At 61.7% G+C, this 25,984-nt stretch carries 29 protein-coding genes and 2 tRNA genes; 17 read left to right on the top strand and 14 right to left on the bottom strand.

What is annotated here, in order from left to right:
• Positions 1–7: 7 nt before the first annotated feature.
• From SynMEDNS5_RS02750 to SynMEDNS5_RS02760, 3 genes are all read right to left on the bottom strand, one after another.
• Positions 8–898: a LysR family transcriptional regulator substrate-binding protein gene (locus SynMEDNS5_RS02750; RefSeq protein ID WP_186584182.1), complete on the bottom strand. Its 891-nt coding sequence runs from the start codon at positions 896–898 to the stop codon at positions 8–10.
• A gap of 31 nt (positions 899–929) precedes the next feature.
• Positions 930–1,001: transfer RNA gene (locus SynMEDNS5_RS02755), tRNA-Thr, on the bottom strand.
• A 10-nt stretch (positions 1,002–1,011) separates the two neighbouring features.
• Positions 1,012–1,093 (bottom strand) — tRNA-Tyr (locus SynMEDNS5_RS02760).
• A gap of 77 nt (positions 1,094–1,170) precedes the next feature.
• On the opposite strand from SynMEDNS5_RS02760, the gene aroQ reads away from it, so the two are divergent.
• Entirely contained in the window at positions 1,171–1,614 is a 444-nt protein-coding gene (aroQ, locus tag SynMEDNS5_RS02765; RefSeq protein WP_186584183.1) for a type II 3-dehydroquinate dehydratase, read from the top strand.
• Positions 1,611–2,261, top strand: a complete 651-nt coding sequence (locus SynMEDNS5_RS02770; protein WP_186584184.1) for a tRNA-(ms[2]io[6]A)-hydroxylase — start codon at positions 1,611–1,613, stop codon at positions 2,259–2,261. Before aroQ ends, SynMEDNS5_RS02770 begins: the two co-directional genes overlap by 4 nt.
• Before the next feature lie 31 nt (positions 2,262–2,292).
• Here SynMEDNS5_RS02770 and SynMEDNS5_RS02775 read toward each other — a convergent pair whose 3' ends face one another.
• Positions 2,293–2,475 (bottom strand): hypothetical protein, encoded by a 183-nt coding sequence (locus tag SynMEDNS5_RS02775; protein ID WP_186584185.1) that lies wholly within the window; start codon positions 2,473–2,475, stop codon positions 2,293–2,295.
• A gap of 345 nt (positions 2,476–2,820) precedes the next feature.
• On the opposite strand from SynMEDNS5_RS02775, the gene SynMEDNS5_RS02780 reads away from it, so the two are divergent.
• Complete coding sequence (locus tag SynMEDNS5_RS02780; protein WP_186584186.1) at positions 2,821–3,057, top strand: hypothetical protein; 237 nt, start codon at positions 2,821–2,823, stop codon at positions 3,055–3,057.
• Between the two features lie 78 nt (positions 3,058–3,135).
• Here the strand turns inward: SynMEDNS5_RS02780 and SynMEDNS5_RS02785 are convergent, their stop codons facing one another.
• Positions 3,136–3,693, bottom strand: a complete 558-nt coding sequence (locus tag SynMEDNS5_RS02785) for an acireductone dioxygenase (protein WP_186584187.1) — start codon at positions 3,691–3,693, stop codon at positions 3,136–3,138.
• Between the two features lie 118 nt (positions 3,694–3,811).
• On the opposite strand from SynMEDNS5_RS02785, the gene SynMEDNS5_RS02790 reads away from it, so the two are divergent.
• Together SynMEDNS5_RS02790 and SynMEDNS5_RS02795 are read left to right on the top strand one after the other, a co-directional pair.
• Positions 3,812–4,537: a precorrin-2 C(20)-methyltransferase gene (locus tag SynMEDNS5_RS02790; RefSeq protein ID WP_186585798.1), complete on the top strand. Its 726-nt coding sequence runs from the start codon at positions 3,812–3,814 to the stop codon at positions 4,535–4,537.
• 14 nt (positions 4,538–4,551) lie between these two features.
• Positions 4,552–5,160, top strand: coding sequence for a DUF4079 family protein (locus SynMEDNS5_RS02795; protein ID WP_186584188.1), 609 nt, complete (start codon positions 4,552–4,554; stop codon positions 5,158–5,160).
• Between the two features lie 9 nt (positions 5,161–5,169).
• On the opposite strand, the gene SynMEDNS5_RS02800 is transcribed toward SynMEDNS5_RS02795, so the two are convergent.
• Genes SynMEDNS5_RS02800 through SynMEDNS5_RS02810 form a run of 3 tightly spaced genes read right to left on the bottom strand, consistent with a single transcriptional unit; the run spans position 5,170 to position 8,831 of the window.
• A complete protein-coding gene (locus SynMEDNS5_RS02800) occupies positions 5,170–7,185 on the bottom strand; it encodes a glycosyltransferase (RefSeq protein WP_186584189.1) in 2,016 nt (671 codons plus the stop codon).
• Positions 7,182–8,198, bottom strand: a complete 1,017-nt coding sequence (dusB, locus tag SynMEDNS5_RS02805; RefSeq protein ID WP_186584190.1) for a tRNA dihydrouridine synthase DusB — start codon at positions 8,196–8,198, stop codon at positions 7,182–7,184. The genes SynMEDNS5_RS02800 and dusB overlap by 4 nt, the downstream gene beginning before the upstream one ends.
• A 51-nt stretch (positions 8,199–8,249) precedes the next feature.
• Positions 8,250–8,831 (bottom strand): hypothetical protein, encoded by a 582-nt coding sequence (locus SynMEDNS5_RS02810; protein WP_186584191.1) that lies wholly within the window; start codon positions 8,829–8,831, stop codon positions 8,250–8,252.
• 79 nt (positions 8,832–8,910) lie between these two features.
• Between SynMEDNS5_RS02810 and SynMEDNS5_RS02815 the strand changes: the two genes are divergently transcribed.
• Positions 8,911–9,375, top strand: coding sequence for a DUF1823 family protein (locus SynMEDNS5_RS02815; RefSeq protein WP_186584192.1), 465 nt, complete (start codon positions 8,911–8,913; stop codon positions 9,373–9,375).
• Positions 9,376–9,377: 2 nt separating this feature from the next.
• Here the strand turns inward: SynMEDNS5_RS02815 and SynMEDNS5_RS02820 are convergent, their stop codons facing one another.
• On the bottom strand, positions 9,378–9,761 hold the full coding sequence (locus SynMEDNS5_RS02820) for a L,D-transpeptidase (protein WP_186584193.1): 384 nt from the start codon (positions 9,759–9,761) through the stop codon (positions 9,378–9,380).
• Positions 9,762–9,912: 151 nt separating this feature from the next.
• Here SynMEDNS5_RS02820 and der point away from each other — a divergent pair, with 151 nt between their 5' ends.
• From der to proC, 6 genes are all read left to right on the top strand, one after another.
• A complete protein-coding gene (gene der / locus SynMEDNS5_RS02825) occupies positions 9,913–11,280 on the top strand; it encodes a ribosome biogenesis GTPase Der (RefSeq protein WP_186584194.1) in 1,368 nt (455 codons plus the stop codon).
• 5 nt (positions 11,281–11,285) lie between these two features.
• Positions 11,286–12,203, top strand: coding sequence for an energy-coupling factor transporter transmembrane protein EcfT (locus SynMEDNS5_RS02830; RefSeq protein ID WP_186584195.1), 918 nt, complete (start codon positions 11,286–11,288; stop codon positions 12,201–12,203).
• A gap of 18 nt (positions 12,204–12,221) precedes the next feature.
• Complete coding sequence (locus tag SynMEDNS5_RS02835) at positions 12,222–12,488, top strand: PipX family protein (RefSeq protein WP_186585799.1); 267 nt, start codon at positions 12,222–12,224, stop codon at positions 12,486–12,488.
• 22 nt (positions 12,489–12,510) lie between these two features.
• Complete coding sequence (locus SynMEDNS5_RS02840) at positions 12,511–13,161, top strand: YggS family pyridoxal phosphate-dependent enzyme (protein WP_186584196.1); 651 nt, start codon at positions 12,511–12,513, stop codon at positions 13,159–13,161.
• A gap of 76 nt (positions 13,162–13,237) precedes the next feature.
• Positions 13,238–13,810, top strand: a complete 573-nt coding sequence (locus SynMEDNS5_RS02845) for a cell division protein SepF (protein WP_186585801.1) — start codon at positions 13,238–13,240, stop codon at positions 13,808–13,810.
• Between the two features lie 45 nt (positions 13,811–13,855).
• Positions 13,856–14,638, top strand: a complete 783-nt coding sequence (proC, locus tag SynMEDNS5_RS02850; RefSeq protein WP_370593585.1) for a pyrroline-5-carboxylate reductase — start codon at positions 13,856–13,858, stop codon at positions 14,636–14,638.
• Here the strand turns inward: proC and SynMEDNS5_RS02855 are convergent.
• The 5 genes from SynMEDNS5_RS02855 to hpf are packed head-to-tail and all read right to left on the bottom strand — an operon-like array spanning position 14,635 to position 19,340.
• Positions 14,635–15,807 carry a glycosyltransferase family 4 protein gene (locus SynMEDNS5_RS02855; protein ID WP_186584197.1) on the bottom strand — a complete coding sequence of 391 codons (1,173 nt, stop codon included), beginning with the start codon at positions 15,805–15,807 and terminating at the stop codon, positions 14,635–14,637. The genes proC and SynMEDNS5_RS02855 overlap by 4 nt on opposite strands.
• A gap of 27 nt (positions 15,808–15,834) precedes the next feature.
• Positions 15,835–17,217, bottom strand: a complete 1,383-nt coding sequence (locus tag SynMEDNS5_RS02860) for an MFS transporter (protein ID WP_186584198.1) — start codon at positions 17,215–17,217, stop codon at positions 15,835–15,837.
• 9 nt (positions 17,218–17,226) lie between these two features.
• Positions 17,227–18,039 carry a DNA repair protein RecO gene (recO, locus tag SynMEDNS5_RS02865; protein WP_186584199.1) on the bottom strand — a complete coding sequence of 271 codons (813 nt, stop codon included), beginning with the start codon at positions 18,037–18,039 and terminating at the stop codon, positions 17,227–17,229.
• A complete protein-coding gene (locus SynMEDNS5_RS02870) occupies positions 18,036–18,716 on the bottom strand; it encodes a 2-deoxyribose-5-phosphate aldolase (protein WP_186584200.1) in 681 nt (226 codons plus the stop codon). Before SynMEDNS5_RS02870 ends, recO begins: the two co-directional genes overlap by 4 nt.
• A gap of 36 nt (positions 18,717–18,752) precedes the next feature.
• Positions 18,753–19,340 carry a ribosome hibernation-promoting factor, HPF/YfiA family gene (gene hpf / locus SynMEDNS5_RS02875; protein WP_186584201.1) on the bottom strand — a complete coding sequence of 196 codons (588 nt, stop codon included), beginning with the start codon at positions 19,338–19,340 and terminating at the stop codon, positions 18,753–18,755.
• A 12-nt stretch (positions 19,341–19,352) separates the two neighbouring features.
• Between hpf and lipB the strand changes: the two genes are divergently transcribed.
• The 5 genes from lipB (at position 19,353) to SynMEDNS5_RS02900 (ending at position 25,956) form a co-directional block, all read left to right on the top strand.
• On the top strand, positions 19,353–20,093 hold the full coding sequence (gene lipB, locus SynMEDNS5_RS02880; RefSeq protein ID WP_186584202.1) for a lipoyl(octanoyl) transferase LipB: 741 nt from the start codon (positions 19,353–19,355) through the stop codon (positions 20,091–20,093).
• Between the two features lie 28 nt (positions 20,094–20,121).
• The gene (locus SynMEDNS5_RS02885; protein WP_186584203.1) at positions 20,122–22,065 is read left to right on the top strand and encodes an AMP-binding protein; all 1,944 of its coding nucleotides are present in this window, start codon (positions 20,122–20,124) and stop codon (positions 22,063–22,065) included.
• A gap of 71 nt (positions 22,066–22,136) precedes the next feature.
• The gene (locus tag SynMEDNS5_RS02890) at positions 22,137–22,580 is read left to right on the top strand and encodes a YlqD family protein (RefSeq protein ID WP_186584204.1); all 444 of its coding nucleotides are present in this window, start codon (positions 22,137–22,139) and stop codon (positions 22,578–22,580) included.
• Between the two features lie 68 nt (positions 22,581–22,648).
• Entirely contained in the window at positions 22,649–23,998 is a 1,350-nt protein-coding gene (locus tag SynMEDNS5_RS02895; protein WP_186584205.1) for a dihydrolipoamide acetyltransferase family protein, read from the top strand.
• Between the two features lie 71 nt (positions 23,999–24,069).
• Positions 24,070–25,956: an APC family permease gene (locus SynMEDNS5_RS02900; RefSeq protein ID WP_186584206.1), complete on the top strand. Its 1,887-nt coding sequence runs from the start codon at positions 24,070–24,072 to the stop codon at positions 25,954–25,956.
• Positions 25,957–25,984 lie beyond the last annotated feature (28 nt).

Raw genomic sequence — 25,984 nt, forward strand, 5'->3', positions numbered from 1 at the left:
TTGGCTTTTAGACATCCGCACGAGCTAGTGGGGTCAGCCTGATCTCGGGATAGCGCTCCTGAAGGGCTTCCAGGCGGGTGCGAAGGTCATGGGCAAGGGCCTGGATCGTCGGATGCTGGCGCTGTTCACGCTGCACCACCAACACCTCACCCGATGCAAAGGTCAGTTCAAAAGGCAGGGAAACCAGCGACTCGTTGCATGCCGCCTGGCTGAGGCAATGGCCGTAGCCGATCGTCACGTCTGTAACGCTGCGGCCTTCCCAGAGTTCCTTGCGATAGCGCGTCATCCGCACTGGGCTGTTCCACAGCCCGATGGCTCTGAGCTGCTTCTCAGTGGTGGGATAGACGCCATTGGGTAAGGCGAGGCTCGGAAAGGCTTGCAGATCTTCAATGCTGAGGGATGGTCTGTTCACCAGGGGGTGATCGGCGCGCACCAGCAGCTGGAGCGGCATTGTGCAGAGCGGAAGGATGCAGAGATCGGGATCCTCGGGATCCGGTTGCTCGGGCAGCCCGCAGATCCAGGCATCACAGATCCGCTCACGGAGCAAGGTCAGATTCGGCTCAACTCCTACCAGGTTGGAAAGCCCAGCGATCCAGCCGCTGGGCTCGGGATCACAGAGCAGGGGCAGGGTCCAGTAGCTGGCTTCTAAACGCAGCGGTCGCAACCCTTGGAGGCGCGCTGCTTGGTGAACCCTGCGCTCCATCTTGAGCAGGGTCCGATCGCCTTGGATCACCCATTCCTGCTCTTCCTTTTTAAGCGTGACGCCGAAGCTGCTGGCGCATCGTTGCTGACGGCGACTCACCGATGACTGGTCCAAATTCAGTCGGTGGGCAACCTCCCGTCCAGAACGCAGCCAGACCAGGCCGTCCATGCAGGCGAGGGTGTCGAGATCAACCATGACTGGGTGCCGCTGCCATCGGTTGGATGGAAGCCCTTGTCGAGACTTGAACTCGAGACCTCTCCCTTACCAAGGGAGTGCTCTACCGCTGAGCTACAAGGGCATGTGGTGGATGGGCCGGGTTGGATTTGAACCAACGTAGGCAGAGCCAGCGGATTTACAGTCCGCCCCCATTAACCACTCGGGCACCGACCCGAACCACACCGGATGAACTTACCAGCTCACATGACTGGGGTGGTCGATACGATCAGGGGCCAGCGTTCCTGCGGGTGATGCGTCTGCTGCTGCTCAACGGCCCCAACATCAATCTTCTGGGGCAGCGGGAACCAGGCCTTTACGGGCACCAGACGCTTTCAGACATTGAAACGCGCTTGAGGGATCGGGCCACAGCGGCTGAGGTTCAACTGGAAACGTTTCAAAGCAATTTTGAGGGTGCTCTGGTGGAACGGGTCCATCAGGCGATGGGCTCGGTGGACGGAATCCTGATCAATGCCGGTGCTTACACCCACACCTCGATCGCCCTGCGCGATGCTCTGCTGGGGGTTGCGATTCCTTTTGTGGAAGTGCATTTGAGCAATATCCATGCACGCGAGACGTTCCGTCATCACTCCTATCTCGCCGACCGTGCCTTGGGCGTGGTGTGTGGTTTCGGCGCCTTCAGCTACGACATGGCTTTTGACGGCTTGGTGAATCACCTCATAAGGGCAAAGGCATGAGCATCGCCAGTACAACGCTGGGCCGTTCAGGCCCATCGATAGCCTCGATCCGCTGGTTGGCAGCTTCCACGAGCGACCGCTGGGTTGAGCAGGCCAACGCAAGGCCCATGGAGGTGTTGATTGACCATGCCCACTGCGAACGCAAGGCCGCGGGTTCCGCGGTTCAGTTGATGTTCCGGTATCTCTGTGAACCGGGTCTGGGCGAAGTTCTCAGCCCTTTGGCGCGGGAAGAGCTGGAGCATTTCGAGCAGGTGCTTGCGCTGCTCAAATCCAGGGGGCGCTATTTGGAACCGCTCCGTTCTCCTGCCTACGGAGCCCTTCTCGCCAAGCAGGTTCGACGGGGAGAGCCCGAGCGCATGCTGGATTCCTTTCTGATCGCAGGCTTGATTGAAGCCCGAAGCCACGAACGCATGGCGTTGCTGGCCCAAAACAGTCCTGACCCGGGGCTTCGAGAGCTCTACGGCAGCCTTTTAAAAAGTGAAGCGCGTCACTTCGGTCTCTATTGGGTGCTGTGTGAGCAGCGCTATTCGCGTGATGTGATCATTCCCAGGCTGGAGCAGCTGGCAGCGGCAGAGGTTGATGCACTGAGAGGAGAGTTGAGCTGTCCTGAGGACGTGCGCATGCATTCAGTTGGTGTGATCGCATAATCCCTGCAAGCTTGAACGAATTTGTTGAGATTTAGAAAAATGTGCTGCCGGTGATCCAAGCCTGAAACGGCGCCCTGGCTCCTTCCAGAAGTGCCAAATAGCTCGTGCTGAAGATGCCGGCAAAGGTGATGCAAACTCCGATTGCAATCAGCAGTTCGTAGAGATTCTGGGTGCTCTCGGTTACAGGACTTGGAAGGGTGCGACGACGAGCCATGGAATCTCCTATGCCTCTTTGTTATGAACATCATTCCTCGGCTGCGCCGTTGAAACGAGTGAATGTCAATAAGTCATTACCTTGTGAAGGCCTATGAACCAACAGCATTTCAACTTTGCGAGAGATGAAGATTGCTGTGGATTGTTGTCGTGATTGTTGAGTCTTTTTGTGCCCACTGGTCGCTTCATGGTGGAGGGCTCAGCAGGCACTCTTGCTTCCAGCCCTCAAAAGGCGAGACCGCCCGCCTTGAAACGTTTCGCCACGCGAGTCCAAAAGAAGTCTGAAGAGATGCGCCAGTGGTTGAGTGGCAGTTCTAGGATTGACCCAATTGTTGTTGGTTGCCAGGTGTCTGACCCCGTAACGGCTGTAGCCGACTCCCTGCAAGCGCTGCGCAATGGCACCACCGACGAGCAGTGGGATGGCTTGAAAGCCAACCCCTTGGTGCGCGATTTGATCAGTCGATGTGCCGACCTTGAGGCAGCCTGGCTGATCAGCGATCAACCAGCTGTTGATGGGGTTTGCACCCGTCGAGGCAAAGTGCAGAGGTCTTCGGTGGACGCCCGTTTGCTTCTTGCCGCCTAAGGCGGACCAAGAGAAATCAAGAAGACCCCGGGTGGCGTTGTTGCCTTGCAGCAGTGCTCTTCTTAGAGCAAAGATTTTCTATTGCATTGGCTCAGCGCTTTTGAGCGTTGGATACCGTTCAGCGATCGGATCGCCTGTGAAGTTGGCGACCCAGCCGCTTGGATTGTTGAACAAGCGGATCGCGCAGAAGTAAGGCTTTTCGCCCATGTCGAACCAGTGCCGGGTTCCAGCCGGCACGCTGATCCAATCGTTGGTTTCGCACATCACCTGAAGCACTTCCTTGTCGATATGCAGGCAAAACAGGCCACGTCCTTCCACGAACAGGCGCACTTCGTCCTCAGCGTGAGTGTGTTCGCTTAGGAATTTCTGGCGTAAGGCTTCTCGATCTGGATGATTCGGCTGCATCCGGATGGCATCAACGGTGGGGTAATCACCGAGGGCCTGGATTCGTTGGATCTCCTCGGTATATGTCGAGAGAATTGCGTTCTGATCAGCATTATGCGCCAGCTCCGCCCTGCTCGCGCACCGATCGAAAGCAATGCCCCGCAGGTTTAGTTCCTGTTGGATGCGAGCCGGATCGTTCGTGCTGAAAACCGGCTCGCCTGCCTGCGCGGAATAGATGCTCAGCTCACTCATGGCTAGGAACCTGTCTGGGGTGCAGTCGACGCTGTTGTTTCAGCATGCTGGACCGGTTGCCGTCATTTCCCCAACGTTGCTCAATCATTCAGGGTCATCGTCGACGTGCCTCACACTTGTGGGTGTAGGCCCCGGAGATCCGGAGCTGCTCACGATTGCTGCTCTGCGGGCCATGGAGCTTGCAGATGTGGTGGCTTATCCGGTAGGCCGGGAGGGAGGCACGGGGATGGCGCTCACCATTGCCGAGCGTTGGCTGAAGCCTGAACAGCAGCGGTTGCCGCTGTTGTTCCCGATGGTGGCGGAAGCGCTCCCCCGAGTTGATGCCTGGCGCCGTGCTGCCGATCAGCTGGCTCAGCTGGTCGGTGAGGGTTCCAAGGTCGTCCTTCTCTGTGAGGGCGATGTCTCCCTGTTCGCGACCGGTAGTTACGTGCAGCTGGCCCTGCGTGAACGGCATCCTGATCTCCCTTTCAGGCTTGTTCCCGGCATCCCTGCGGTGTGTGCTGCTGCAGCTGCCGCACCCGCGCTGGGCCTGGACCTTCCGCTTGCTTTTCAACAGGAAGGCTTTCTCATGCGTCCTTGTCCCGATTCCATTCGTCCACTGGAGAACCTTCTCCAGATGGCTGAAGAGAACCAAACTGTGCTCGGCCTGATCAAAGTGGGGCAGCGCTGGCCCTGGGTCCGCACCGTTCTGCAACGGCGGAACCTTCTCGAACAGGCTGTGTTTGCCCAGCGGGTGGGTTGGCCTGACCAGTGGATTTCCCGCGCTGCCGAGGTATCAAAAGACACGAAACCCTATTTTTCTCTTCTGCTCATCCGACAGTCCTGGCCCCAGGTGTTGCCCTGAACGAATCTCTTCTTTTGCTGACTCCTTTGCAGTGGCTGGCGCTGGCGCATCCAGTGCTGATCATTTTGTTCGTGTATCCCGTGATCGGTGCCACCATCCGCCTCGGCATCCTGGCCAGGGAGCGGCGGCTCCAGATCAATTCCATCGCTGCCACGGTTCCCGTTGAGCATGCGGAGCACGGCCGTTGGGCCACCGGTGGGTTGCTGGTAGCCGTATTGCTCGCGTTCACCCACGCCTTGGCTTCTGGGCAGGCGAGTGTGGCCCTTTGGGGAACGGCGGCTGTTGCTGTCGTTGTGGCTGCTGGGTCATTTGTGGTTCTGTTGCGCTCCAGGCGTCTGGTGCCAAAGCTGATCGGTGCCTGGGGCTGCTGGCTGATGCTTCTTTTGATTGCTCTGCAACCTCTCCCAGGTGCTGGCGAGGCATTCGGGGAGACCACGATCTGGCACTCCCATACCTGGGGTGGACTGCTTCTTCTGGCGCTGCTGCTGCTCACCATGGCTGTGCAGAGGGAAATTGCTGCACGGCTTTGGCTGCGCCGGATGCATGTGCTGGTGAACGTGTTGGTGGCTTTGCTCTTGGCCACGCAGGCGATCAGCGGCACCCGCGACCTTCTGTTGCGTTAGGCCCGCGCTTCAACCAGCACGGCTGCCCGAAGCGTTGACTTCAGCCTGCTGCATCAGGCAGCGTTGAAAGGGGCGTCTCGATGGTGCAGTGAACAGCCTTGTGAGCAGGGCTCCAAGGGCTTTCCACTCCGGAGGGGCCATGCGATCGCGCCAGCAGTTCGGACGGCAGAACAGCCAGCGGATCAGCTGCTTGTGCTCCACGGCGTTCAAGGGGCCCCAGCAGACCGCCAATCGCTGTCCTCTCGCCATCTCCAGTTGCACCGGCAAGGGGGGCACCTCCTTGCACCAGCCAAGACTGGTGCTTGCCACCAGGGGTGTTGTTTCTTCGTGCAGTTGCAGCTCCGCTCCGCTTTCACTGATGGCCTTGAGGGTGCAGGCATAACGATGACCTCCATCGTCTTGCAGCCATGCTGAGGTTTCGATGGCCTGCCAGGGTGACGGATCCTGAGATGGGGGGTCCCAGCAAGCGCGCAGAGCGATGACGAGGCTCAGCAAGTTGAGCACAGCCCACAGAAGGCCGAGAGGGCGACCGTCGAATGCGGCGGAATCCAGAGCACTTTGCGGTTTGAGCAGACCGTTGAGATTGAACAGGTTGAGGGCCAGCAAGGCCAACAGGGGTAGCGAGAGTTGCAAGCTCCAGCTGCCCCGGTCGCGCCGCTGGTGTTTCGGAGTCACCCTGAACCCACCGATGCGTCCCATCAAATTGGCCAGCACGGTCACTGTGAGCGGAACGGTGAGAACCCAGCCCGTGAGTTCGCTCAAAAACGCGGTGCGCGATCCCCGGTTCAACCAGCCTACCCCCATCAGGAGCGTCGCCCAGAGCGGTAACAGCAGCCTGACGGCATCGTCGGCGGTGATCAGGATTGGCACAGTCCCGAGCAGTCCGTAGCTCAAGGGCATGAGCATCAGCACCAGACGCGGCAGGTTGTTGACCCAGTGCACTACGCCCTCGAGATACGCCACCCTTTGCCAGGGCGTGAGGCCGGCTCCGCGCAGAGGCCCTTCCGGTAGCCGCAGGCTTTGCAATGTGCCGCTTGCCCAGCGCTGCCGCTGGCGCACGAAGTCCGCCATGGTTTCTGCGGCCAGCCCGGCGCTCAGCTTTTGTTGCAGATAAAGGAGGCTCCAGCCCTTGCGTCGGAGGTTGATTCCGGTGACGAAATCCTCTGAGATCGCCTTTTCCACAAAACCACCCACGGAGTCCAGCGCAGAGCGGCGGGCCAGGAATGCCGTGCCGGCGCAGACCACCGCTCCCCAGCCGTCACGCACCGGTTCAATCCAGCGGTAAAAGCTTTCCTCATCCGAAAGCAACCAGCGTTCCATCCCCAGATTCCGCATCACGGGATCGGCGTTGATGAAGGTTTGGGGTGTCTGCAGAAGCCCCACCTTGGGATCCAAAAGAAAGCCGATGCTGTTCTCGAGAAACGTGGTCTGTGGGATGAAATCAGCGTCGAAGACGGCCACGAGCTCCCCTCGGCACCGGCGCAGACCATGGTTCAGATTCCCCGCTTTGGCGGAGGTGCGGACCGGTCGATGCACATAGGTGCAGCCTTGGCGTGATGCCAGGGACTTCACCTCCCGGCGTCCGCTGTCATCCAGGACCCACACACGGGTGTGGGGGTAGGTCTGGTTGCAACAGCCGATCAGCGTTCTTTCCAGAACATTGATCGGTTCGCCGAAGGTGGGCACGAGGATGTCCACCGTTGGGGTCCAGGGGCTTTGCCGCCATTGCTCCCGCAGCTGATGCATGGCTGGACGGCGGTCGGGGAAGCGACGCCAAGCGAGCAGAAGCGGCACCATTCCGCTGAGCAGCAGCCAGGCTTCGGCGGCCAGCAGCAGAAGGCTCAGGGTTGTGCTCAGTGGGGTGCTCAGATTCAGGCTTGCGCTGACCCGCCAGAGCAGATAACGCAGGGTGAAGAAACCGATCAGAACAATCAGGCTGCGCCTGCGCCAGATCGGGCTCAATTGCTCCGGAGTTCTGCTCAGCCAGGCGGGCCAGATCAGGACGAGCAGCGGTAGCCAGCTCATGCCAGTTGGTCCTGCTTCCGGCGCAGCAAGCTGAGGGCTTGATCTGGAGTGGGTGCTCGCATCAGTTGCTGGCGAAATTGGGAAGCTCCACTGAATCCTGTGCAGGTCCAGCTCATGTGTTTCCTGGCGATCAGCAGACCGTGATCGCCGCGAGCGGCCACGAGCGCTTGGAGCTGGTCGGCAGCGAGCATGAGTCGTTCGCTCACTCCAGGGGTGGGGGGGACCGGCAAGCCTTTCAGCGCGGCGTCGATCTGACCGACGAGCCAGGGAGCACCCATGGTTCCCCGGCCGACCATCACACCGTCAGCGCCGGTGAGATCAAGGCACTCGCGGGCATCCTCTGGGCTGAACACATCGCCATTGGCGATCACAGGAATGCTCAGGGTGCGTTTCACTGCTGCGATTGCCTCCCAGTCGGCGCGACCGCTGAACCGTTGTTCCCGGGTGCGGCCATGCAGGGTGAGTAACTGAGCCCCGGCGGCTTCGAGCCTGCGGCACCAGGCCATGGCCGCGGCGTGGCTGTCTGCACCCTGGGGATCACTGCACCATCCAAGGCGGGTCTTCACGGTGACGGGGATGCCGACGGCGGCAACCACGGCCTCCACGATTGAGCAGGCCAGGTCGGGATCACGGATCAGGCCGCTGCCCCCGCCTTTTCGGGCGATCTTGCGCACAGGGCAGCCCATATTGATGTCGATCAGAAAAGCACCGGCAGCTTCAGCCCGCCGCGCCGCATCAGCCATCGACTCAGGCCTGTGATCAAAGAGTTGGACGGCGATTGGCCCTGCTTCCTGCTGGAGCTCCTCCACCTTTCCGCGGCCATGACCCAGTTCGAGGCTGGTGGCATTGACCATTTCGGTGAAGAGCAGCGCATCACGGCTCCAACGGCGCACCAGGGCCCGGAAAATTTTGTCGCTGACGCCGGCAAGCGGTGATTGCAGCACTCTGCTTGTGAGAACACGACAGTGGCGACGGCCGCTCAGATGCAAATCCGAATGCAGGTTCGGGGGCATCGGACGTGATCTAATTCGTCTCATTCTGGCCAATCCGCGCAGTCGATCGGCTCAGGCAACCGACTCATCCAGCCCCAGCCGTTGCCGGCTGCGACGCGCCTGGGACTCGATCGCATTTCGCAACCAAGCTTGGGTCGACCAGTCCTCCTGAGTCGCCAGTCGTTCCACTTCCTGCATGAGGTCGAGGGGCAGCTGGAGATTCACACTCTGAATGCTGTGAGGGCTTGCTGGGCCTCCTTTAGGAATCGCGTCCAGATCGAGCACCTGAACTTTGAGCACCTGCAGTCGGCTGCCAGGACGGGGATGGCGCCGTCGCACCTGACGGATGGAGAGCCTCACCCTGCTTCCCATGCGAATGCGCTGGACGGCGCTGCGGCTCAGGGGGTGATCGCGGCGATCGGAGAACACCGGCGCGCTGCTCCCGTTTTCGGCACTGAAGCTGAAGGTGACGAGCCCCTTCTCGTTCCAGGGTGTGCTGGCGGCTTGATCTGAATCACGCGATGCCAGCAGGCGGACATGATCGCGCTTGGCTGCTTTCATCACCTCTCTGGGCAGGCGGAAGACCAGCCTCTGAAGATGCGCGTTCCCATGAAGGGTCGTGGAGTCCTCGAGAGAGGTGTCGAACACATACATCTCTCGAAGGTAATGGACTCTTTAAGGGACCGCCAGGGCGATCGGCTCGCGTCTTTGGGGGAGTTTTAGGGTCGATTCCATGGAGTCCCTGTCTTGGCCTCTGAGCCGATCGCTTCTGGAGGCCGTGCTTTCGGATCGTCTCAGTGACCGCTTGGTCGCTGCGCTGGTCTGGGAGCGTCTGGGATACCGGCAGCAGTCCGGAGGGGGCGGTCCCTGGTTGGCCGGGCCTCAAACTCCGGAGGCCTGGCGCGATGCATTTCCCGAAGCTCCTGAGGTCGTGGCCACCCGGCCGGCGTCGGTGGCCTTGACCCGGTCGATTCCGCGAGAACACAAGCAGCTCCTCAAGGAGCAGCTTCACTTCGCTGGCTATCGCATTGGTGAGCTGTACCCCCGCAGAACACGTCGGGCGACAGTCGTGAGTTGGTTGCTGGCCTGGCTCGCCGACAAGGGGGGTGAGCTGCCTTCGGCCGGTCCTCTTCCCGAACTGCGCGATCCCCCCGAGAACCCCGTGCAGGGGCATCCGGGGGACCCGCCGGTGGGCTGAGCTCAACCCTGAATGATCACCTTCGTTCCCTTGCGGGTGTTGTCAAAAAGCCATCGGGCCTGGGCCGTGGGCATGCGCACGCAGCCGTTGCTGCGGGGCACGCCGAAGGACTGGCCGGCATCCTCTTGCCAGGGGGCACCGTGCATGCAGATCAGTTCGTTGGCGGTGATGCACATGGCGTAAGGAACGCCTGGCGCCACGTAATTGCGCCCGCGCATGGTCACGGAGCGGTATTTCGTGATCACCGAGGCGTGTCCAGTGGGCGTGGGTGTGGAGGCTTTCCCCGTGCTCACTGGGATCACCCGCACGATGTTGTCTTGGGTGTCCAGGACGGTGAGCTTCTGGTCAGAGAGGTCCACAACCAGGGTGGCGATGAGGTCCAGCATGGTGATGTGACAGCGGCGGCACTGCACCATCGGTAGCTGTCTTGTTTGAGTCTCATTAGTCTTCCTTGGAAAGAATTCCCATTCGTCCGTTGTCCGCGGAGCGCGTCATGGTGCCTCTGTACTGTCAAGACAGTGTTTGCATCGGTCTGACTTGGCGCGTCCCGTCGTCGCGATCATCGGGCGCCCCAACGTTGGCAAGTCCACGCTGGTGAACCGTCTCTGCCACAGCAGAGAGGCGATTGTGCACGATCAGCCCGGTGTGACCCGTGACCGCACCTATCAGGACGGTTACTGGAGTGACAGGGAATTCAAGGTGGTGGACACCGGCGGGCTGGTCTTTGATGACGACAGCGAGTTCCTGCCTGAGATCCGCGAGCAGGCTGCTCTTGCCCTGGAGGAGGCCAGTGTCGCCCTGGTGATTGTCGATGGTCAGCAGGGGGTGACAGCCTCGGATGAAGCCATCGCTGAATTTCTGCGCGGCCAGCGTTGCCCCGCTCTGCTCGCCGTGAATAAATGCGAGTCGCCGGAGCAGGGACTTGCGATGGCCGCTGAGTTCTGGAGCCTTGGCCTCGGAGAGCCCTACCCGATCTCTGCGATTCACGGCGCTGGGACCGCTGAGCTGCTGGATCAGGTGCTCACTTACCTGCCACCGAAGTCCGAGGAGGGTGACAGCGAAGAGCCGATTCAGCTCGCCATCATCGGCCGCCCGAATGTGGGCAAGTCGAGCTTGCTGAACGCCATCTGCGGTGAGCAACGGGCGATCGTGAGCCCGATTCGCGGCACGACCCGCGACACCATCGATACCAGTCTCGTGCGCGAGAACAGGCCTTGGCGCCTGGTCGACACGGCGGGCATTCGTCGCCGTCGCAGTGTCAGTTACGGCCCTGAATTCTTCGGGATCAACCGCAGCTTCAAAGCGATCGAGCGCAGTGATGTTTGCGTGCTTGTCATCGATGCTCTGGACGGCGTCACAGAGCAGGATCAACGGCTTGCTGGTCGTATCGAGGAAGACGGACGAGCCTGTGTGGTGGTGGTGAATAAATGGGATGCCGTGGAAAAGGACAGCCACACCATGACGGCCATGGAGAAGGAGCTCAGAGCCAAGCTCTACTTCTTGGACTGGGCTCCCATGCTGTTCACCTCAGCGCTGACAGGCCAGCGAGTGGACAGCATCTTTGCCTTGGCCGCTCTGGCTGTGGAGCAGCACCGCCGGAGGGTCAGCACGTCTGTGGTGAATGAGGTGCTGAAAGAGGCCTTGAGCTGGCGCAGCCCGCCCACCACCCGGGGCGGGCGCCAGGGCCGCCTTTACTACGGCACTCAAGTCGCCAGCCGTCCCCCCAGCTTCACCTTGTTCGTGAACGAACCCAAGTTGTTTGGGGATACTTATCGCCGCTACGTGGAGCGACAAATTCGCGAGGGTCTCGGCTTTGATGGCACCCCGTTGAAGTTGTTCTGGCGGGGCAAGCAGCAGCGCGATGCCGAACGTGACCTTGCCCGTCAGCAGAACCGCCAGGGCTGAGGGGCATGGACTGGCTGCGGCAGATACCGATTGGGCAATACGTGGATGGGCAGGAGGGATGGCTGCGTCGTCTTGATCCCAGGCTCAAATTTGCCTGGGTGCTGATGTTTCTGCTCACTCCTGTGCTCGCGGGGCCGATCTGGAGGGTCGGTCTGGTAATCGGGCTGCTTCTGGTCACTGGGTTGAGCGGTTTGCCGCCGAGACTGTGGTGGCGTTCCCTGCTTTTTCTTTCAGCGTTGGGATGTGGCGTCGGTCTGTTGGCCATGCTGCTGCCCACCGGAGACCCTGGGGCCTCGCTGAATTTGCGCTCAGCCCGCGAGGTGCCCGGACTGCTGCTGCAGGCACCGTCCTGGGAATTGCTGCGCCTTGGTCCCCTCCAGCTTGGACCGCTCCAGCTCGGTCCATTGGTGGTGGACCGGCGATCAGCCGAGCTCGGCTTGAACAGCGCGACGCTGATTGTGACGGTGGTCCACAGCGTGAATCTCATGCTGCTCTCGACTCCGAGTGAAGATCTGATGTGGGCTCTGCGTTGGTGGCTGACTCCGCTCACTTGGCTGGGGGTGCCGATGGACAGGCTCAGTTTTCAACTCTTGCTCGCTCTTCGGTTTCTGCCGCTGGTGCAGGAGGAGTTGCAGAACTTGCTGCGCTCCCTGGCGAGCCGTGCTGTGAATCTCCGCCGTCTCGGCTTCAAGGCATCCTTTGGTCTCGTGCTTGCTGTTGGGGAACGGCTGTTGGCCAACATCCTGCTGCGAGCAGAACAGGGCGCTGAGGCGCTTCTTGCACGCGGTGGTGTCTGGTTGCCAGCGGAGGCTTTTCGGCCTGTTCCCGTGTCCGCTGCCGCAGGCCAGCGTGCTCTCAATTGGTTGTCTGCGGCGGCACTGCTTCTGGTGATCGGACTGCGTGGCAGGTACGGTGCCCTTTGATAAATGCAAGTGAGTCCTGTGAGCGCTGAGGGTTATCTGAATCACCCCACGTTCGGAATGCTGTACAGGGTGACTCCGGCTGGAGATGGCCGTGATGTGTATGCAACGCTCTACGCGCAGAGAATGTTTTTCCTGGTCACGTTGCAACCGCGGGGTGCTCAGTTTGAGGTGATCCCTTATCTGGATGCGCGTCATCACGCGGAACTGAATCTGGCGAGGCGTCGCCGGGAAGGGGCCGCAGACCTTGAGAGTTGGAAACAATTGTTTGATCAGACCTTCATCTGAATCGCTTGAGGGGGCCGCACCGGTGACGTCTATCCAGAGCCGCTGGCAGCAGCTGTCGTCGGTGTTGCCAAGTGAGGTGAATCTCTTGGCCGTAAGCAAGGGCCATCCGGCCGACGCGATTCGAGATCTGGTGGCATGCGGTCAGCTGGATTTCGGCGAAAGTCGTGTGCAGGAGGCTCTTCCAAAGCAAGAAGCTTTGCGTGATCTTCCTCAGATTCGTTGGCACTTCATCGGTCGTCTCCAGGCCAACAAAGTGCGAGCCGTGGTGAAAGCCTTCAGCTGGATCCACTCCATTGATTCGCTTGCCCTGGCGCAGCGCACCTCGCGCATTGCCCTAGAAGAACAACAACGGCCCACTGCACTTCTCCAGGTGAAGCTGAGGGACGATCCAGCCAAGGGGGGCTGGGAGATTGATGCCCTGAAGGATGCCTGGCCTGAGCTTCAGATGCTGGAGGGCCTTCAGATCTCAGGGCTGATGACGATGGCCCCAATGGGAGTTGCGGCCGAAGACCGCGCAGAGCTGTTCAGGGAGTGCCGTGATCTGGCTGATGCCCTCGGACTTCAGCATTGTTCGATGGGGATGAGTGGAGATTGGCGCGAGGCCTCTGCCGCAGGGGCGACCTGGGTGCGCCTGGGTTCTGTGCTGTTCGGTCCTCGTCAGTCCCCGACATGACGCGTCAATCGATCCGGACACGCTTGCTCACAACTCCATGGAGCGCTATCCAGGGTCAAGGTTCCGCAGTTTCCCGGTGTCGCTGATTTCTCGCCTTCGTGCTGTTGTCGCAGGAGATGACTATCTCGACGGCGATTACGACGACCTCGACTATGACGCGGGGGAGCACGACGACAGCCCTCAGGCCATGGCGTCGGCATCCAGTGCCCTCGCTCCCCTCGATGCTGCAAATCCTTTTGAGATGGACCAAGCATTCTCGAGTTCCAATGTGATCGGGATGCCCGGAATCAGCTCCAGTGCTGCCGAAGTGTCACTGATGGAGCCCAGAAGCTTCGATGAGATGCCCCGTGCGATTCAGGCCCTGCGCGAGCGCAAGACCGTGATTCTCAACCTCACGATGATGGAGCCTGATCAGGCCCAGCGTGCGGTGGATTTCGTGGCAGGTGGCACCTTCGCTATCGACGGTCATCAGGAACGCGTCGGCGAAAGCATTTTTCTGTTCGCTCCCAGCTGTGTCACGGTGACCAATTCAGCCCACGAAGAAGCCACCACGCCCACCGTCGTGACGAAGGACGTGGAGCAGGCGTCCGCAGAGGCCAGCGTCGCTCCGGCGCCTGCCTGGGCTGCCCCCGGTGCCGCAGCGCTCTGATCCTGATCCGTGAGCTTTGCCGTTGGTGTGATCGGCATGGGGCGCATGGCTCAGGCCCTGGTTCGTCCTTTGGTTGAAAGCGGTGCCCTTCGGGGTTCTGAATTGATTGCAGTGGTAGGTCGTGAGCCGTCAGTAGCTCGGCTCAAGCCTGAACTGCCCTCTGAAATCACAGTGATTTCCGGTAGCGATCCTCGTGTTCATGAAGCATGGCAAGCCTCGGTTCAGCTTCTGGCTGTCAAGCCGCAGCAGCTGGATCAGGTCGCAGTAACCGCCGGCAACACTCCTTCAGGTGAGGCACCGCTGCTGATTTCTGTGTTGGCCGGAGTCACCTTGGCACGATTGCAGAGCACATTTCCAGGCAGGGTTTGCGTGCGCGCTGTTCCCAACACCCCGTGTCTGGTGGCTGAAGGGTTGTGTGGGCTCGCTTGGGGGCGTGATGTGTCGCCAGAGCAAAAAGCGTGGGTGCGAAGGATGTTCGAGCCTGTCAGTGAAGTGCTCGAGTTGCCGGAATCGCAACTTGATGCCTTCCTCGCGCTCACCTCATCCGGACCGGCTTACGTGGCGTTGATGGCCGAGGCGATGGCGGATGGAGCCGTGGCTGCCGGTCTGCCCCGTGTTCTCGCCCATCATCTGGCCCATCGCACCCTGGCGGGCACTGCGGCCCTTCTGCAGGAGCAGGAGCTTCATCCCGGTCAGCTCAAAGACATGGTGGCGTCCCCAGGGGGCACGACCATCGCTGCGCTCCGCGTTTTGGAAAAGGCTGGATTGCGTTCAGCTTTGATCGAGGCCGTGATGGCAGCTACCGAGCGGGGACGCGCTCTTCGTTAAGCGGCCATCGGTTCGTGTCGCATCACATCGGCGTACAGGCGCTCGAGGGCATCGATGTTGCTCTGCATGGTGTAACGCTCGAGGACGCGCTCTCGAGCTTGTCGACCCAGTTCGCGGGTGAGCACGGGTTGATCTCTGAGCACGGGAAGCAGCGTTCGCAGCTGTGTGGTCACCCCCTGGGTGCTCAGCACGATGCCTGCTCCGCCAGCCAGGACCTCGCCGTCAGCACCGGCATCCGTGGCCACACAGGCGCAACCACTTGCCATGGCTTCCAGAAGCGCAAGGGAAAGGCCCTCAACCAGTGAGGGGAGCACAAACACCTCAGCCGACTGCAGCAAGGCCACTCGGGTTGCCAGATCAGCTTCGTAGCCCCACCAGAGCACGTCATTGCTGCTGTAGGTGTTCTGAAGGGTCGCGTGGAGCGGACCGTCACCAACGATGACCAGATGGCACCCTTGCGGTTTCACAAGCCTCCACGCCCTCAGTAGGGCTTCCACGTTCTTCTCGGTGGCCACTCGCCCCATGTAAAGGAACATTCGCTTGTCGCCGATGCGTGCACGCACGGACCGCAGAGGGCTGCCGATGGTGGAGAGGGGCATATCGGCCGGTCGCCAGCAGTCAGGGTCGACGCCGTTGGGAATCACTGCAAGCCGTTCCTCGCGAACGCCCAGCCGGGCCAGCACCTCGGCCTGCAGATCGGAAAACACAATGACCCTGTCGTACTTGGCCAAAGAAGGGGCGTAGAGCTGATAGGTGAGTTGCTGGGTCCCAGCGGTGAGATTGCGCAGTCCGGCATCAAACGGCGGGTGGAAGGTGCCCACCAGCGGAACCCCCAGTTGCTGGCAGAGGTCAGGGAGTCGGAAGTCGAGCGGCGACAACGTGAGGCTGGCGTGGACCAGATCGGGCTGGAGACGCTCCAAGGATTCCCTCAGCTCCCGTTGTGCCCCCGGTGAAGGAATGGTGTAAACCTGCGATTTCACCAGATACGGCAGGCTGACGTCTGGATCGTTTGCCAGCAGCGACGTATCGCTGCCGGGGGCCCCGGGGTTGGCGAAATGGATAAAACTGATCTGGTGACCACGCGCTCTCAGCGCTTCCGTGGTGCTGAGGCCGTAGGTGACGTTCCCGCAGAACGGAGATTTTTTGCCGAGCCAGGCGATATGCCTCACCGCACCGTTCCAGCGCTGGCTCTGAAGTTAGCAGCGTTGCCACGGACGCTCGATCACCGCTGCGATTAGAGCGAAAGCTGCAAGCACCCAAAGCACCGGAAGCAGTCCGATGCTGCTCACCAGGGCTCCGGCCAAGACAAGGGGAAGGCTGAGGGCGATGTTGATCAGGTTGTTTTGCAGACCAAACACCCTGCCGCGCTGGGATTCAGGCGTGTCCTCCTGAATGGTGGTCTGCGCAGGGATCGCGACCAGAGCTGCACCGAGCCCGAGAAGACCGCAAAGCCCGAGGGTGTAACCAAGGTTTCCGCGAAGCTGCCCCAGAAGCACCAGGCTCCAGGTGATTGCCCCAAGGCCTGCTGCTGCCAAGCGGCGACGACTAAAGCTATGGCCCATCTGGGCGACCACCACCGCTCCGATGGCCATCCCTAGACCACTCATCGCCAGCAGGGATCCGAAACCGGTGGGCCCTAGCCCCTGGATGGCCGAAGCCAGGCTGATCGCCAGCACGTAGAGCGCTGCCAGCAGGCTGTAAAGCAAGACCAGATGAACCATGGCGGTTCGCACGGATGGTCGTTCACGCAACACCTGCAGACCGGCCACGATCTCCCGCCAGACCGACTCACCGCCTTGGGATCGTGGCTGTTCGCGCATCCGGATCGTGCTGAGACAGAGGGCCGCCATTCCGTAACAGAACGGCAGGAGCAGGAACTCGCCCCCACGCAGCCCCACCAGCTGAAAGAGGTGGTTCAATCCGCGGAGGATCGGATCGCCAAGGGCGAATCCCACGATCGTGGCGCCCATGCTGGTGGCTTGATACAGCGAATTCGCTGCCAGCAGGTGTTCTTTGGGCACAAGCAGGGGGATGGCTGCCTGTTCCGCTGGCGCGAAGAACTGGGTGAGCACGGATTCCAGGAAGGTCATCACCAGCAGGGCCCAGTAGCCCCAACTGAGGCCAAGCCAGTGCGGTCCAGGAAGCAGAAAGAGCGGAGTGAAGAGCACAAGCAGGGCGCGCAGTCCATTGGAGGCAACCATCACGCGCCGTTTTGGCCAGCGGTCCACCCACACCCCTGCCACTGATCCCAGAACCATCGCTGGGATGGTGTTGGCCACGTAGACGCCAGTTGCCAGGAGCGTGATTCGCTGGGCTCGGGTCTCGAAATCCATGCGAATGGCCGAGGCGATCTCCGCCAGGGCCCCATTCTCCTGTGGGGTGCTCGTCACCCAGTACTGGGCGATGAGGTACACCATCAGCACGATGTAGAACTTGTCGGCCAGCTGGGAGAAGATCTGGCCGATCCAGAGGCGGCGGAACCCCTCGAAACGCACCACGGCCTGCAGGCCACGGGGACCTTCCGGATTCCCCCCGGTGGGAAGTGTCGGTTCCGGGTTGTTCAGGGAGGATCCGCTCAAGGGTCCTGGTCAAGTCGGCTCATGATCGCTCAAAGGAGCAGCGCTCAGGCAGTCGCGCACCATTGCCAGGGAGCGCACCGGCCGGGGCAGGTGGGTGCGGCACCAGCACTCCAGCACCGCAAGCAGCTTCAGCCAGACCGGTCGCGGTCCGAGGAGATCCCCGTTGCTGCGGCGAGGCAAGTCGGCTCGGGGCAGGCGCTGCAGCAGAGCGAGCTCCGAGGGATTCAGCTGGAGTCTGGCTCCAGCCAAGGCCCCGATGGCCAGTCCTTCCTCCGGCAGGACGCTGCATCGCCACTCCCACTGACCAATCGGTGGTGTCAAGGTCTCCCCGCTGCGACAGCAGGCCTGAAGAGGCAGCCCATAGCCCCCAAGCGCGAGCAGATGCACTCCCGCCTGCACCACGTTCGCCAGGCAGAGATCAGCTTCTTCCCCTGGAGTGCGGCTGAGGCTGTCCAGGCGGTCGAGATGGATCAGCACCGCATCGAGCAGGCCAGGAACGGGATCATCCGAGCTCACCAGGGCGATCGCCAGCTCTGCGAGTGCTTGGGCTGAGGCCAGGGTGTCCAGGCGCTGGCCCAAGCCGTTGTAGCTGCGCAGCACCCGAAGCTGACGGACCCGCGCCAGGCCGCGGCGACCGACCACCTGAAGGTCCAGGCAGGTCAGTGGCACGGCAGCGGCCAGGCTGCTGCGGGGTCTTCTGGCGCCTGGAACCGCCAGTCGAATCACGCCGACGTCGTCGCTCAGAAGCGTGAGCAGCCGGTCATGCTCACCGAGGGGACCCACCTTGAGGGCCAGTCCCTGCAAACGTCTGTCGCCACTCATCCCGGATGCCGTAAGGCCTGCACCAGGGCAGGGCCGTGGCCTGTCCCAAGGGCCGTAGCGCCGGCCTCGACCAGGTCGAGGGCATGGTCCAGGGTTTTGATGCCACCGACGGCCTTGAGACCGCAGCGTCCACCCGTCAGCTGACGCAATTGCTTCACCTGTTCCGTGGTGACCGCGCCGCCGAAGCCATTGCCCGCCTGCAGCGCGGCCGCTCCAGCATCGAGAGCCGCTTCGGCTCCAAGAGCCAACTGCTCTGGCGAGAGCTGATTCACATCCATGACCACGGTCATGGGTAAATCGAGAGAGGCGATCGCGGCCAATTCTTCGGCATAAACATTGGGCTGTCCGTTCACCAGCGCTGCCAGGTTGGGGGTGACATCGAGGGCATCGGCGCCTTCGGCGGCAGCCCATTCCGCCTGGGATTGTTTTAAGTCGGCCGGAAGAGCACCGAATGGGAAGGCCACAGCGGCAATCAGCTTCACCGGCCCGCTTCCACCGAGACGTTGGCGGATGGTCTGAAGGTGAATCAGGCAGGCCCCCACGCCACCGAAGCCGTACTGACGGGACGCGTCACAGAGGCTCAGCAGGTCGTCCTCAAGCAGCAGGGGGTTGAGGAGAGCTTGATGAATCAAGGGGGGCAGGTCCGGAAGGTCCTGCCGGCGCGCTGGCGCGGTCATCACAAGGGACAGGCAAAGCAGTCAATGGGTCGTTGTTCAGCCGCGCGCCTCGATCACGCCATAACCACCGTGGTTCCGGCGGTAGATCACCTGCAGCTCGCCGCTGCCGCTGTCGCGGAACACATAAAAGTCGTGATCGATCAGATCGAGCTGCTGCCTGGCCTGTTCCAGGGTCATCGGTGGCATAGCGAAATATTTGCGGCGCACCCCTGGGCTGGGCAATTGCACCTCCTTGCCGTCGAGGAGGGACTCGACGACGGCTTCGTTGTCGAGCACCGCTTCCGTTGTGGGGGTTTCGCTGGCCTTGTGGCCGTGGCTGTGGTGATGGTCGCTGTGGCGATCTTTGTAACGCCTCAGCTGGCGAGCGAGTTTGCTGGCCACCAGGTCGATGCTGGCGTAGAGGTTTTCACTGCGTTCCTGGGCACGGATCACCGTTCCGTTGGCGAACACAGTCACCTCCGCTGTTTGCTGCGGGACCCGTGGATTCCGGGCCACGGAGAGATGCACATCCGCCTCTTTCACGAGATCGCCGAAATTGTGAATCGCCCTGTCGAGCTTGGTTTCGGTGTAGTCGCGCAGTGCAGGTGTCACATCCAAGTTGCGACCATGGATCAACAGCTTCATGGCATCCCTCCGGTGCCTCGTCCTATCGGCAACCTAGAGACGACGACCGATTCCGGAACAGGGTCTGCGGCATTTCTTTTCCAGCCGGCGCACCTGGTGCCTTTTGCACAGGCCTGGGCTTGGCAGCGCTGTTGGCAGGAGCGCTTGTTGAAAGAGTCTGAGGGCCTCGATTCTTCGCAGGCAGGAGCCGTTTGGCTGCTGCAGCATCCTCCCTGTTACACCCTGGGGCGTGGTGCATCGGAAGCTCACCTCCTCTTCGATCCTGAGCACCCCCCTGCCCCTCTGCACCGCATCGATCGCGGCGGGGAGGTCACCCATCACAGTCCCGGTCAACTTGTGATTTATCCGGTGCTGGATCTCCACCGCCACCGCATGGATCTGCATTGGTACTTGCGTCAGCTGGAGCATGTGGTGATCGATGTGCTGGCTGAGCTCGGTCTCAAAGGCGAGCGATTCCCCGGACTCACAGGGGTCTGGCTCGATCAGTGCAAGGTGGCGGCCATCGGTGTGGGGTGCAGGCGCTGGATCACCCAACACGGGGTTGCTCTAAATGTGTGTTGCGCCATGGAGGGGTTTGAGGCTGTTGTTCCCTGCGGCATCGCCGGGCGGGCCGTGGGACGTCTCAGCGATTGGATTCCCGGCTTGAGCGTCTCTGAGGTGCAACCCCTTGTTTGTGAGGCGTTGGCAGCACGGTTCGGCCTGCGCTGGAAGGACACTCCGAGCACGGCGATTGCCGAAGGTCGAGGTTGGTGATAGGGCTGGGCGACTGCGTTTCACTCCTGTGACTGCCACCGCACACGCTTCCTGGCGCCCAACCCCGCGCGAGCAGGCTGCCCTGGCCCGTCAGCAACACGTTCAGAGTTTTGGGCGTGTTGATCAACTCTGGCCGTGGCTCTCCGATCACCACGGCGAGGTGCTCGCCGTGGATGCTCCCCATGCAACCCATCCCGAGCGCTTCAGCTACAGGGAGCTGGCCGACCGGATCAGCCTGGCAGCGGCTGCCTTCCGCAGGATCGGCGTCACGGCGGGGGATGTGGTGAGCCTGTTTGCAGAAAACAGCCCCCGATGGCTAGTGGCCGATCAGGGGCTGATGCGGGCGGGTGCCATCGATGCGGTACGGGGTGCGGCGGCACCTGTGGAAGAGCTTCGCTACATCCTCGAAGATTCAGGTTCGGTTGCTTTGGTGGTGCAAAACGCCGAGCTGCTGCAACGGCTCGAACTGTCGGCGTCATGGCGAGAGCAACTGCGCTTTGTGCTGGTTCTGGAGGGAGAAGCACCGGATGGTGCCCTCTCCTTCGATGCCTTTTTGGCACTTGGCGCGTCGGCCTCGGCGCCGGACCCACTGCTCGGCAGGGACCGGGCTTCCGCGACCGGCACCATTGCCACACTCCTCTACACAAGCGGCACCACCGGGCGGCCCAAGGGCGTGCCCCTCAGTCACGCCAACTTGCTCCACCAGATGCGCAGCCTGGCCTGTGTCGCTCGCCCCGAAGCAGGTGATCCAGTGCTGAGCGTGCTGCCGATCTGGCATGCCTACGAACGCAGCGCCGAGTACTACTTCTTTTCCTGCGCTTGCTCGCAGAGTTACACCACGATCAAGCAGCTCAAACGGGATTTGCCCCGGGTTCGACCTGTGGTGATGGTCACGGTGCCTCGGCTCTGGGAGGCCGTTCAGGCTGGTTTTGACGATGTTTTGAAAACGTTCCCTCCCGCGCGCCAGCGGCTGCTGAAAGCAGCACTGGCCAACAGTGCCGCCTATGCACTGGCACGTCGCCGCAGTCGCAATCTGATGCTGGACCCCGTGCGCAAGCGGGAACGTGTCATCGCTGCTGCCGAGGCCTCGAGCCGCTGGCCGGCCCATGCCCTGGCTTCCCGTCTGATCTGGCCCAAGGTGCGACTTCAGCTCAGTGGTGGTTCCCTGCGCTTTCCGATCAACGGTGGCGGTGCCATCGCTCCCCACGTGGATTCCTTCTTCGAAGCGGTGGGCATTGAACTGCTTGTGGGGTATGGCCTCACGGAAACCAGCCCGGTGGTGAGCTGCCGGCGTCCTTGGCGCAACATCCGAGGTAGCTCAGGGCTGCCCATGCCTGAAACGGAGTTTCGGATCGTCGACGCCGAAACCCGGTTGCCTCTCGGCTATCGCCAGCGGGGGGGCGTGCAGGTGCGTGGCCCCCAGGTGATGGGGGGCTATCTCGGCAAACCCGAGGCCACAGCCAAGGTGCTGGATGCTGAGGGTTGGTTTGACACCGGTGATCTGGGTCTGCTGCTCCCGGATGGGTCGGTGGTGCTCACCGGCCGTGCCAAGGACACGATTGTTCTCAGCAGTGGCGAGAACATCGAGCCGGGCCCCCTGGAGGAAACCCTGGTGGCCAGTCCTCTGATCGAGCAGGTGATGCTCGTGGGACAGGACGAACGTCAGCTGGGGGCCCTGGTTGTGCCTCGTGTCGAGGCGATGCGTGCCTGGGCCTGTGATCAGATCGCTGACCCTGGGGAGGATCTGGGCGGGTCTCCAGGAGATCCAGGCTTGAGGCGGCTGCTTCGCGGAGAGCTCAACCGTGTGCTGAGTGAACGGGTGGGCGCTCGGGGGGATGAGCGCCTTGTGGGTGTGGCACTGGTGGATCCGTTCTCGATCGACAACGGATTGCTGACGCAGACGCTCAAACAGCGGCGCGATCGGATCACTGCGCGGGATTCCGAGGCGATTGAAGCGCTATACGGGCGCTGAGCGCTGGCTCGGCTGCTTGGCTTGACCATCGGCCGTTGGGCTGAGACGCTTGGCGCTTCTTCCTGGCTCCCATGTCCGACGGCACCACCCTGTCGATCAAGCGCTCCATCACCGTCCGTGCTGTGGTTACACCGGCTTGGAAGGAGGAAGCCGAGCGCGAATTGAGCACGGCGATCGCCACCACCGACCAGCAGCTGGCTCAATTGGAGCAGGAGGGTCAGCAGGTTGTTGACGACATTCGCAGCCAAAGCTCCAACCCTTTGGATCCCAGGGTTCAGGAGCAGGTCGCGCAGGTGCAGCAGCAGGTGGCAGCCAAGCGCGCAGAGATCGAAGAGCAGAAGCGCAACCTGCTGCAGCAGCAATCTCAGGTGCGTGAGCTAGAGATGGAACAGATCGTGGAACAAGGCCAGCTGGAAAGCTTCTGCGATGTGCAGGTGGGAGACAACCTCGTCAGCAAGATGCAGGTGGCTGTTGTGGTGCGCGACGGGGTGATTGAGTCGATCGAGCAGGGTTGATCCAGTGAACGGGCCGCGGTCTGCTGGCCCGTAAAATCCCCGTCTACCCAGTCCATCCGGAGACGGCTTTGGCGACCCACGACATCTTCATGCCTGCCCTCAGCTCCACCATGACGGAGGGCAAGATTGTGGAGTGGCTCAAGAAGCCAGGTGAAAAGGTTGCCCGGGGTGAGTCCGTTCTCGTCGTTGAGTCGGACAAGGCCGACATGGATGTGGAGTCGTTCAACGACGGGTTTCTGGCTGCTGTGCTGATGCCTGCGGGCAGCACGGCACCGGTGGGGGAAACCATTGGACTGATTGTGGAATCAGAGGCGGAAATTGCGGAGGCGCAAGCCAAGACACCGTCCGGTGCTGCTGCGGCTCCGGCCAGTGCACCTCCGAAAGCGGCACCACCGGCGCCCACTCCAGCTCCACCCGCTCCGGTTTCGGTCTCCGCTCCGGCTCCCGCTCCGGCTCCCCAGGTCCCGCCAGCCCCTGCGGCGACGCCCTCACCAGCACCGACAGGGACCGGGCGCCTGATCGTCAGTCCGCGTGCCAAGAAACTCGCCGCCCAGATGGGTGTGGATTTGTCTTCTGTGCGTGGAAGTGGCCCCAACGGTCGCATCCAAGCGGAGGACGTTGAGCGGGCCGCTGGCCGGCCGGTGAGTCCGCCCCGAGTGGGTGAAGGCACAGCCCCCGCCGTTGCGCCTGGGGGTTCTGTGCCTGTTCCGCCGAGTGCTCCCGCTGGAAACAGCTTCGGGCGCCCCGGGGAGACGGTGCCCTTCAACACCCTGCAAGCTGCGGTGAACCGCAATATGGAGGCCAGTCTGGCTGTGCCCAGCTTTCGGGTGGGTTACACCATCACCACCGACAAGCTCGATGCCTTCTACAAACAGGTCAAACCCAAGGGCGTGACAATGACAGCCCTTTTGGCCAAGGCGGTGGCGGTCACGCTGGCGCGCCATCCCCAGGTGAACGCCGCCACAACCCAGGCAGGGATGGCCTACCCCGCGGATGTGAATGTGGCGGTGGCCGTGGCGATGGAAGACGGTGGATTGATCACGCCCGTGCTGCGTCAGGCCGATCGCATCGACCTCTATGAACTCTCCCGTCAGTGGGGTGATCTGGTGAAACGGTCCCGCAGCAAGCAGCTGCAGCCCGAGGAATACAGCACAGGCACGTTCACCCTCTCGAACCTCGGGATGTTCGGTGTGGATCGCTTTGATGCCATCCTTCCTCCCGGCACCGGTGCGATCCTTGCGGTCGCGGCCTCTCGGCCAACGGTGGTGGCTGGAAAAGACGGTTCGATCGCGGTGAAGCGCCAGATGCAAGTGAACCTCACGGCGGATCACCGGGTGATCTACGGAGCTGATGGAGCCGCCTTCCTCAAGGATTTAGCTGAGCTGATCGAGACGCGTCCTGAAAGCCTGGCTCTCTGAGCCTGGCTCCAGGTTCTGTGCCATCAGCGCAAGCGGTCTGAATTGAAGAGTTTTGCCACTCTTGAAATGGCTTGGCTGGACGCGTGTCCGTCTCAATTTTTTCCCGTTTGATCGGTCGCCCTCTGCCGCGTTCGAGCGGTGATGACGAGCGACTGCCACGCATTCAGGCACTACCGATTCTTTCGTCGGATGCGTTGTCGTCGGTGGCCTACGCCACAGAAGCAGCGCTCGGCATCCTGATCCTCGGCGGGAGTGCGGTTCTGCGCCTGTCGGTGCCAATCACCCTGGCGATCATCGCTCTGATCGCCATTGTGGTGCTGTCTTACCGCCAGGCCATTGCGGCCTATCCCAATGGTGGTGGGTCCTATGTGGTGGCGCGGGACAACCTTGGCCGCAATGTGGGCCTGGTGGCCGCCGCTGCGCTGCTGATCGACTACACCCTCACAGCGGCCGTGAGCTTGATGGCTGGCACCCAGGCGCTGTCGTCCCTCGCTCCCAGCCTTCTGCCTTACGAAGTGCCGATTGCCCTGGTCCTGCTGGTGCTGGTGGGTTGGGCCAATCTGCGGGGCGTGAAAGAGGCAGGCCGTGTGTTTGCGGTACCCACGTATGTGTTCGTGGTGATGATCGCCCTGCTCACCGTTGGAGGCCTGAAGGACCTCACCTTTCACCATGGCTGGACACCCGATGCACCCCCGCTCACTGCCGGGCTGGAGCCCATCGGCTTGTTTCTGATCCTTCGTGCTTTCAGTTCGGGATGTTCAGCGATGACCGGCATCGAGGCCATCGCCAACGGCGTGAAGGTCTTTCGGGAGCCAGCTGCCCAGAATGCGCGCAAGACGCTCCTGGTGATGGGACTTCTCCTCTCCGCCATGTTTTTTGCGGTGAGTGGAATGGGGTTCATGTACGGGATCGCTCCCAATCCCGACATCACGGTTCTCGCCCAGATCGGCCAGCGCGTGTTTGGCTCCGGAAGTGTCCTGTTCTGGGTTCTTCAGATCGCCACGCTGCTGATTCTTGTGCTGGCGGCCAACACGGCGTTTGCCGGATTCCCCAGGCTGGCGGCCATGTTGGCGGAAGACCGTTGCCTGCCATTGCAGATGAGCTGGCAGGGCGACCGCCTGGTTTATCAGAACGGAATCGGTGTGCTGCTGGGCATCACCGCCGCGATCATCCTGGTTTGTCGCGGCGACACCACGGTTGCTGTGAACCTGTATGCCCTCGGGGTGTTCAGCGCTTTCACCCTCTCGCAGCTTGGCCTCGTGCGGCGTTGGTGGCGGCTGCGGGGTGAGGGGTGGCAGGGACGCATGGCGATGAACGCCCTGGGTTCATTCACCACCTTCGTGGTGCTGCTGGTGATCGTGGTGAGCAAATTTGACGAGGGCGCCTGGACGGTGGTGATTGCCATTCCCTTGCTTGTGTGGGGGCTGGCCGGAATCAGAGGCCGTTACCGGGAGGTGTATGAGGCCATCGCGCCGGACGAGGCCATGAGCCCACTCCAGGTGATCCCAAGGGATCCTCCCCTCGGCCACCACGCCATCGTCTGGTTGGCTGCATTGAGCCGCCCATCGTTTGAAGCCGTGCGTTACGCCTGCTCCTTTGCCGATTCGGTCACGGCCGTGATCGTGCTGGCGAACCCTGAGCAGGCTGGTCCGATCAGTTCAGCCTGGGATCGCTACGCCGGACGTGAGACCGGAGCATTGGAACTGGTTCTCCTGGAGAGTCCGTTCAGTTCGCTTCTCGATCCGTTCTGCGATTTCGTCAAAGAAACGGAGCGATTGCGACCGGAGTGCATCACCACCGTGGTCATGCCGGTGGCCATCCCGCGCGACCGACTTGATGCCATGTTGCTGAATCAGCGGGCCCGCAACCTTTTTGCTGCGCTGTCCAATGATCACAGCCGGGTGTTTTCGATTGTTCGTTATTTCATTCAAAAGCAGTCATCCGGGGCGTCGTCCTGACCCTCAGGCACGATGGACGGATGATCAA

It is taken from the genome of Synechococcus sp. MEDNS5 (assembly GCF_014279875.1).
GTDB lineage: Bacteria > Cyanobacteriota > Cyanobacteriia > PCC-6307 > Cyanobiaceae > Synechococcus_C.

What these genes read in the sequence shown, in the direction of transcription:
- SynMEDNS5_RS02785 (WP_186584187.1), bottom strand. Translation starts at nt 3,693, where the DNA reads ATGAGTGAGCTGAGCATCTATTCCGCGCAGGCAGGCGAGCCGGTTTTC.
- SynMEDNS5_RS02815 (WP_186584192.1), top strand. Translation starts at nt 8,911, where the DNA reads ATGGAGTCCCTGTCTTGGCCTCTGAGCCGATCGCTTCTGGAGGCCGTG.
- aroQ (WP_186584183.1), top strand. Translation starts at nt 1,171, where the DNA reads ATGCGTCTGCTGCTGCTCAACGGCCCCAACATCAATCTTCTGGGGCAG.
- dusB (WP_186584190.1), bottom strand. Translation starts at nt 8,198, where the DNA reads ATGCCCCCGAACCTGCATTCGGATTTGCATCTGAGCGGCCGTCGCCAC.
- SynMEDNS5_RS02775 (WP_186584185.1), bottom strand. Translation starts at nt 2,475, where the DNA reads ATGGCTCGTCGTCGCACCCTTCCAAGTCCTGTAACCGAGAGCACCCAG.
- SynMEDNS5_RS02810 (WP_186584191.1), bottom strand. Translation starts at nt 8,831, where the DNA reads ATGTATGTGTTCGACACCTCTCTCGAGGACTCCACGACCCTTCATGGG.
- SynMEDNS5_RS02830 (WP_186584195.1), top strand. Translation starts at nt 11,286, where the DNA reads ATGGACTGGCTGCGGCAGATACCGATTGGGCAATACGTGGATGGGCAG.
- SynMEDNS5_RS02890 (WP_186584204.1), top strand. Translation starts at nt 22,137, where the DNA reads ATGTCCGACGGCACCACCCTGTCGATCAAGCGCTCCATCACCGTCCGT.
- SynMEDNS5_RS02770 (WP_186584184.1), top strand. Translation starts at nt 1,611, where the DNA reads ATGAGCATCGCCAGTACAACGCTGGGCCGTTCAGGCCCATCGATAGCC.
- proC (WP_370593585.1), top strand. Translation starts at nt 13,856, where the DNA reads ATGGCTCAGGCCCTGGTTCGTCCTTTGGTTGAAAGCGGTGCCCTTCGG.
- SynMEDNS5_RS02800 (WP_186584189.1), bottom strand. Translation starts at nt 7,185, where the DNA reads ATGAGCTGGCTACCGCTGCTCGTCCTGATCTGGCCCGCCTGGCTGAGC.
- recO (WP_186584199.1), bottom strand. Translation starts at nt 18,039, where the DNA reads ATGAGTGGCGACAGACGTTTGCAGGGACTGGCCCTCAAGGTGGGTCCC.
- SynMEDNS5_RS02870 (WP_186584200.1), bottom strand. Translation starts at nt 18,716, where the DNA reads ATGACCGCGCCAGCGCGCCGGCAGGACCTTCCGGACCTGCCCCCCTTG.
- SynMEDNS5_RS02820 (WP_186584193.1), bottom strand. Translation starts at nt 9,761, where the DNA reads ATGCTGGACCTCATCGCCACCCTGGTTGTGGACCTCTCTGACCAGAAG.
- SynMEDNS5_RS02750 (WP_186584182.1), bottom strand. Translation starts at nt 898, where the DNA reads ATGGTTGATCTCGACACCCTCGCCTGCATGGACGGCCTGGTCTGGCTG.
- hpf (WP_186584201.1), bottom strand. Translation starts at nt 19,340, where the DNA reads ATGAAGCTGTTGATCCATGGTCGCAACTTGGATGTGACACCTGCACTG.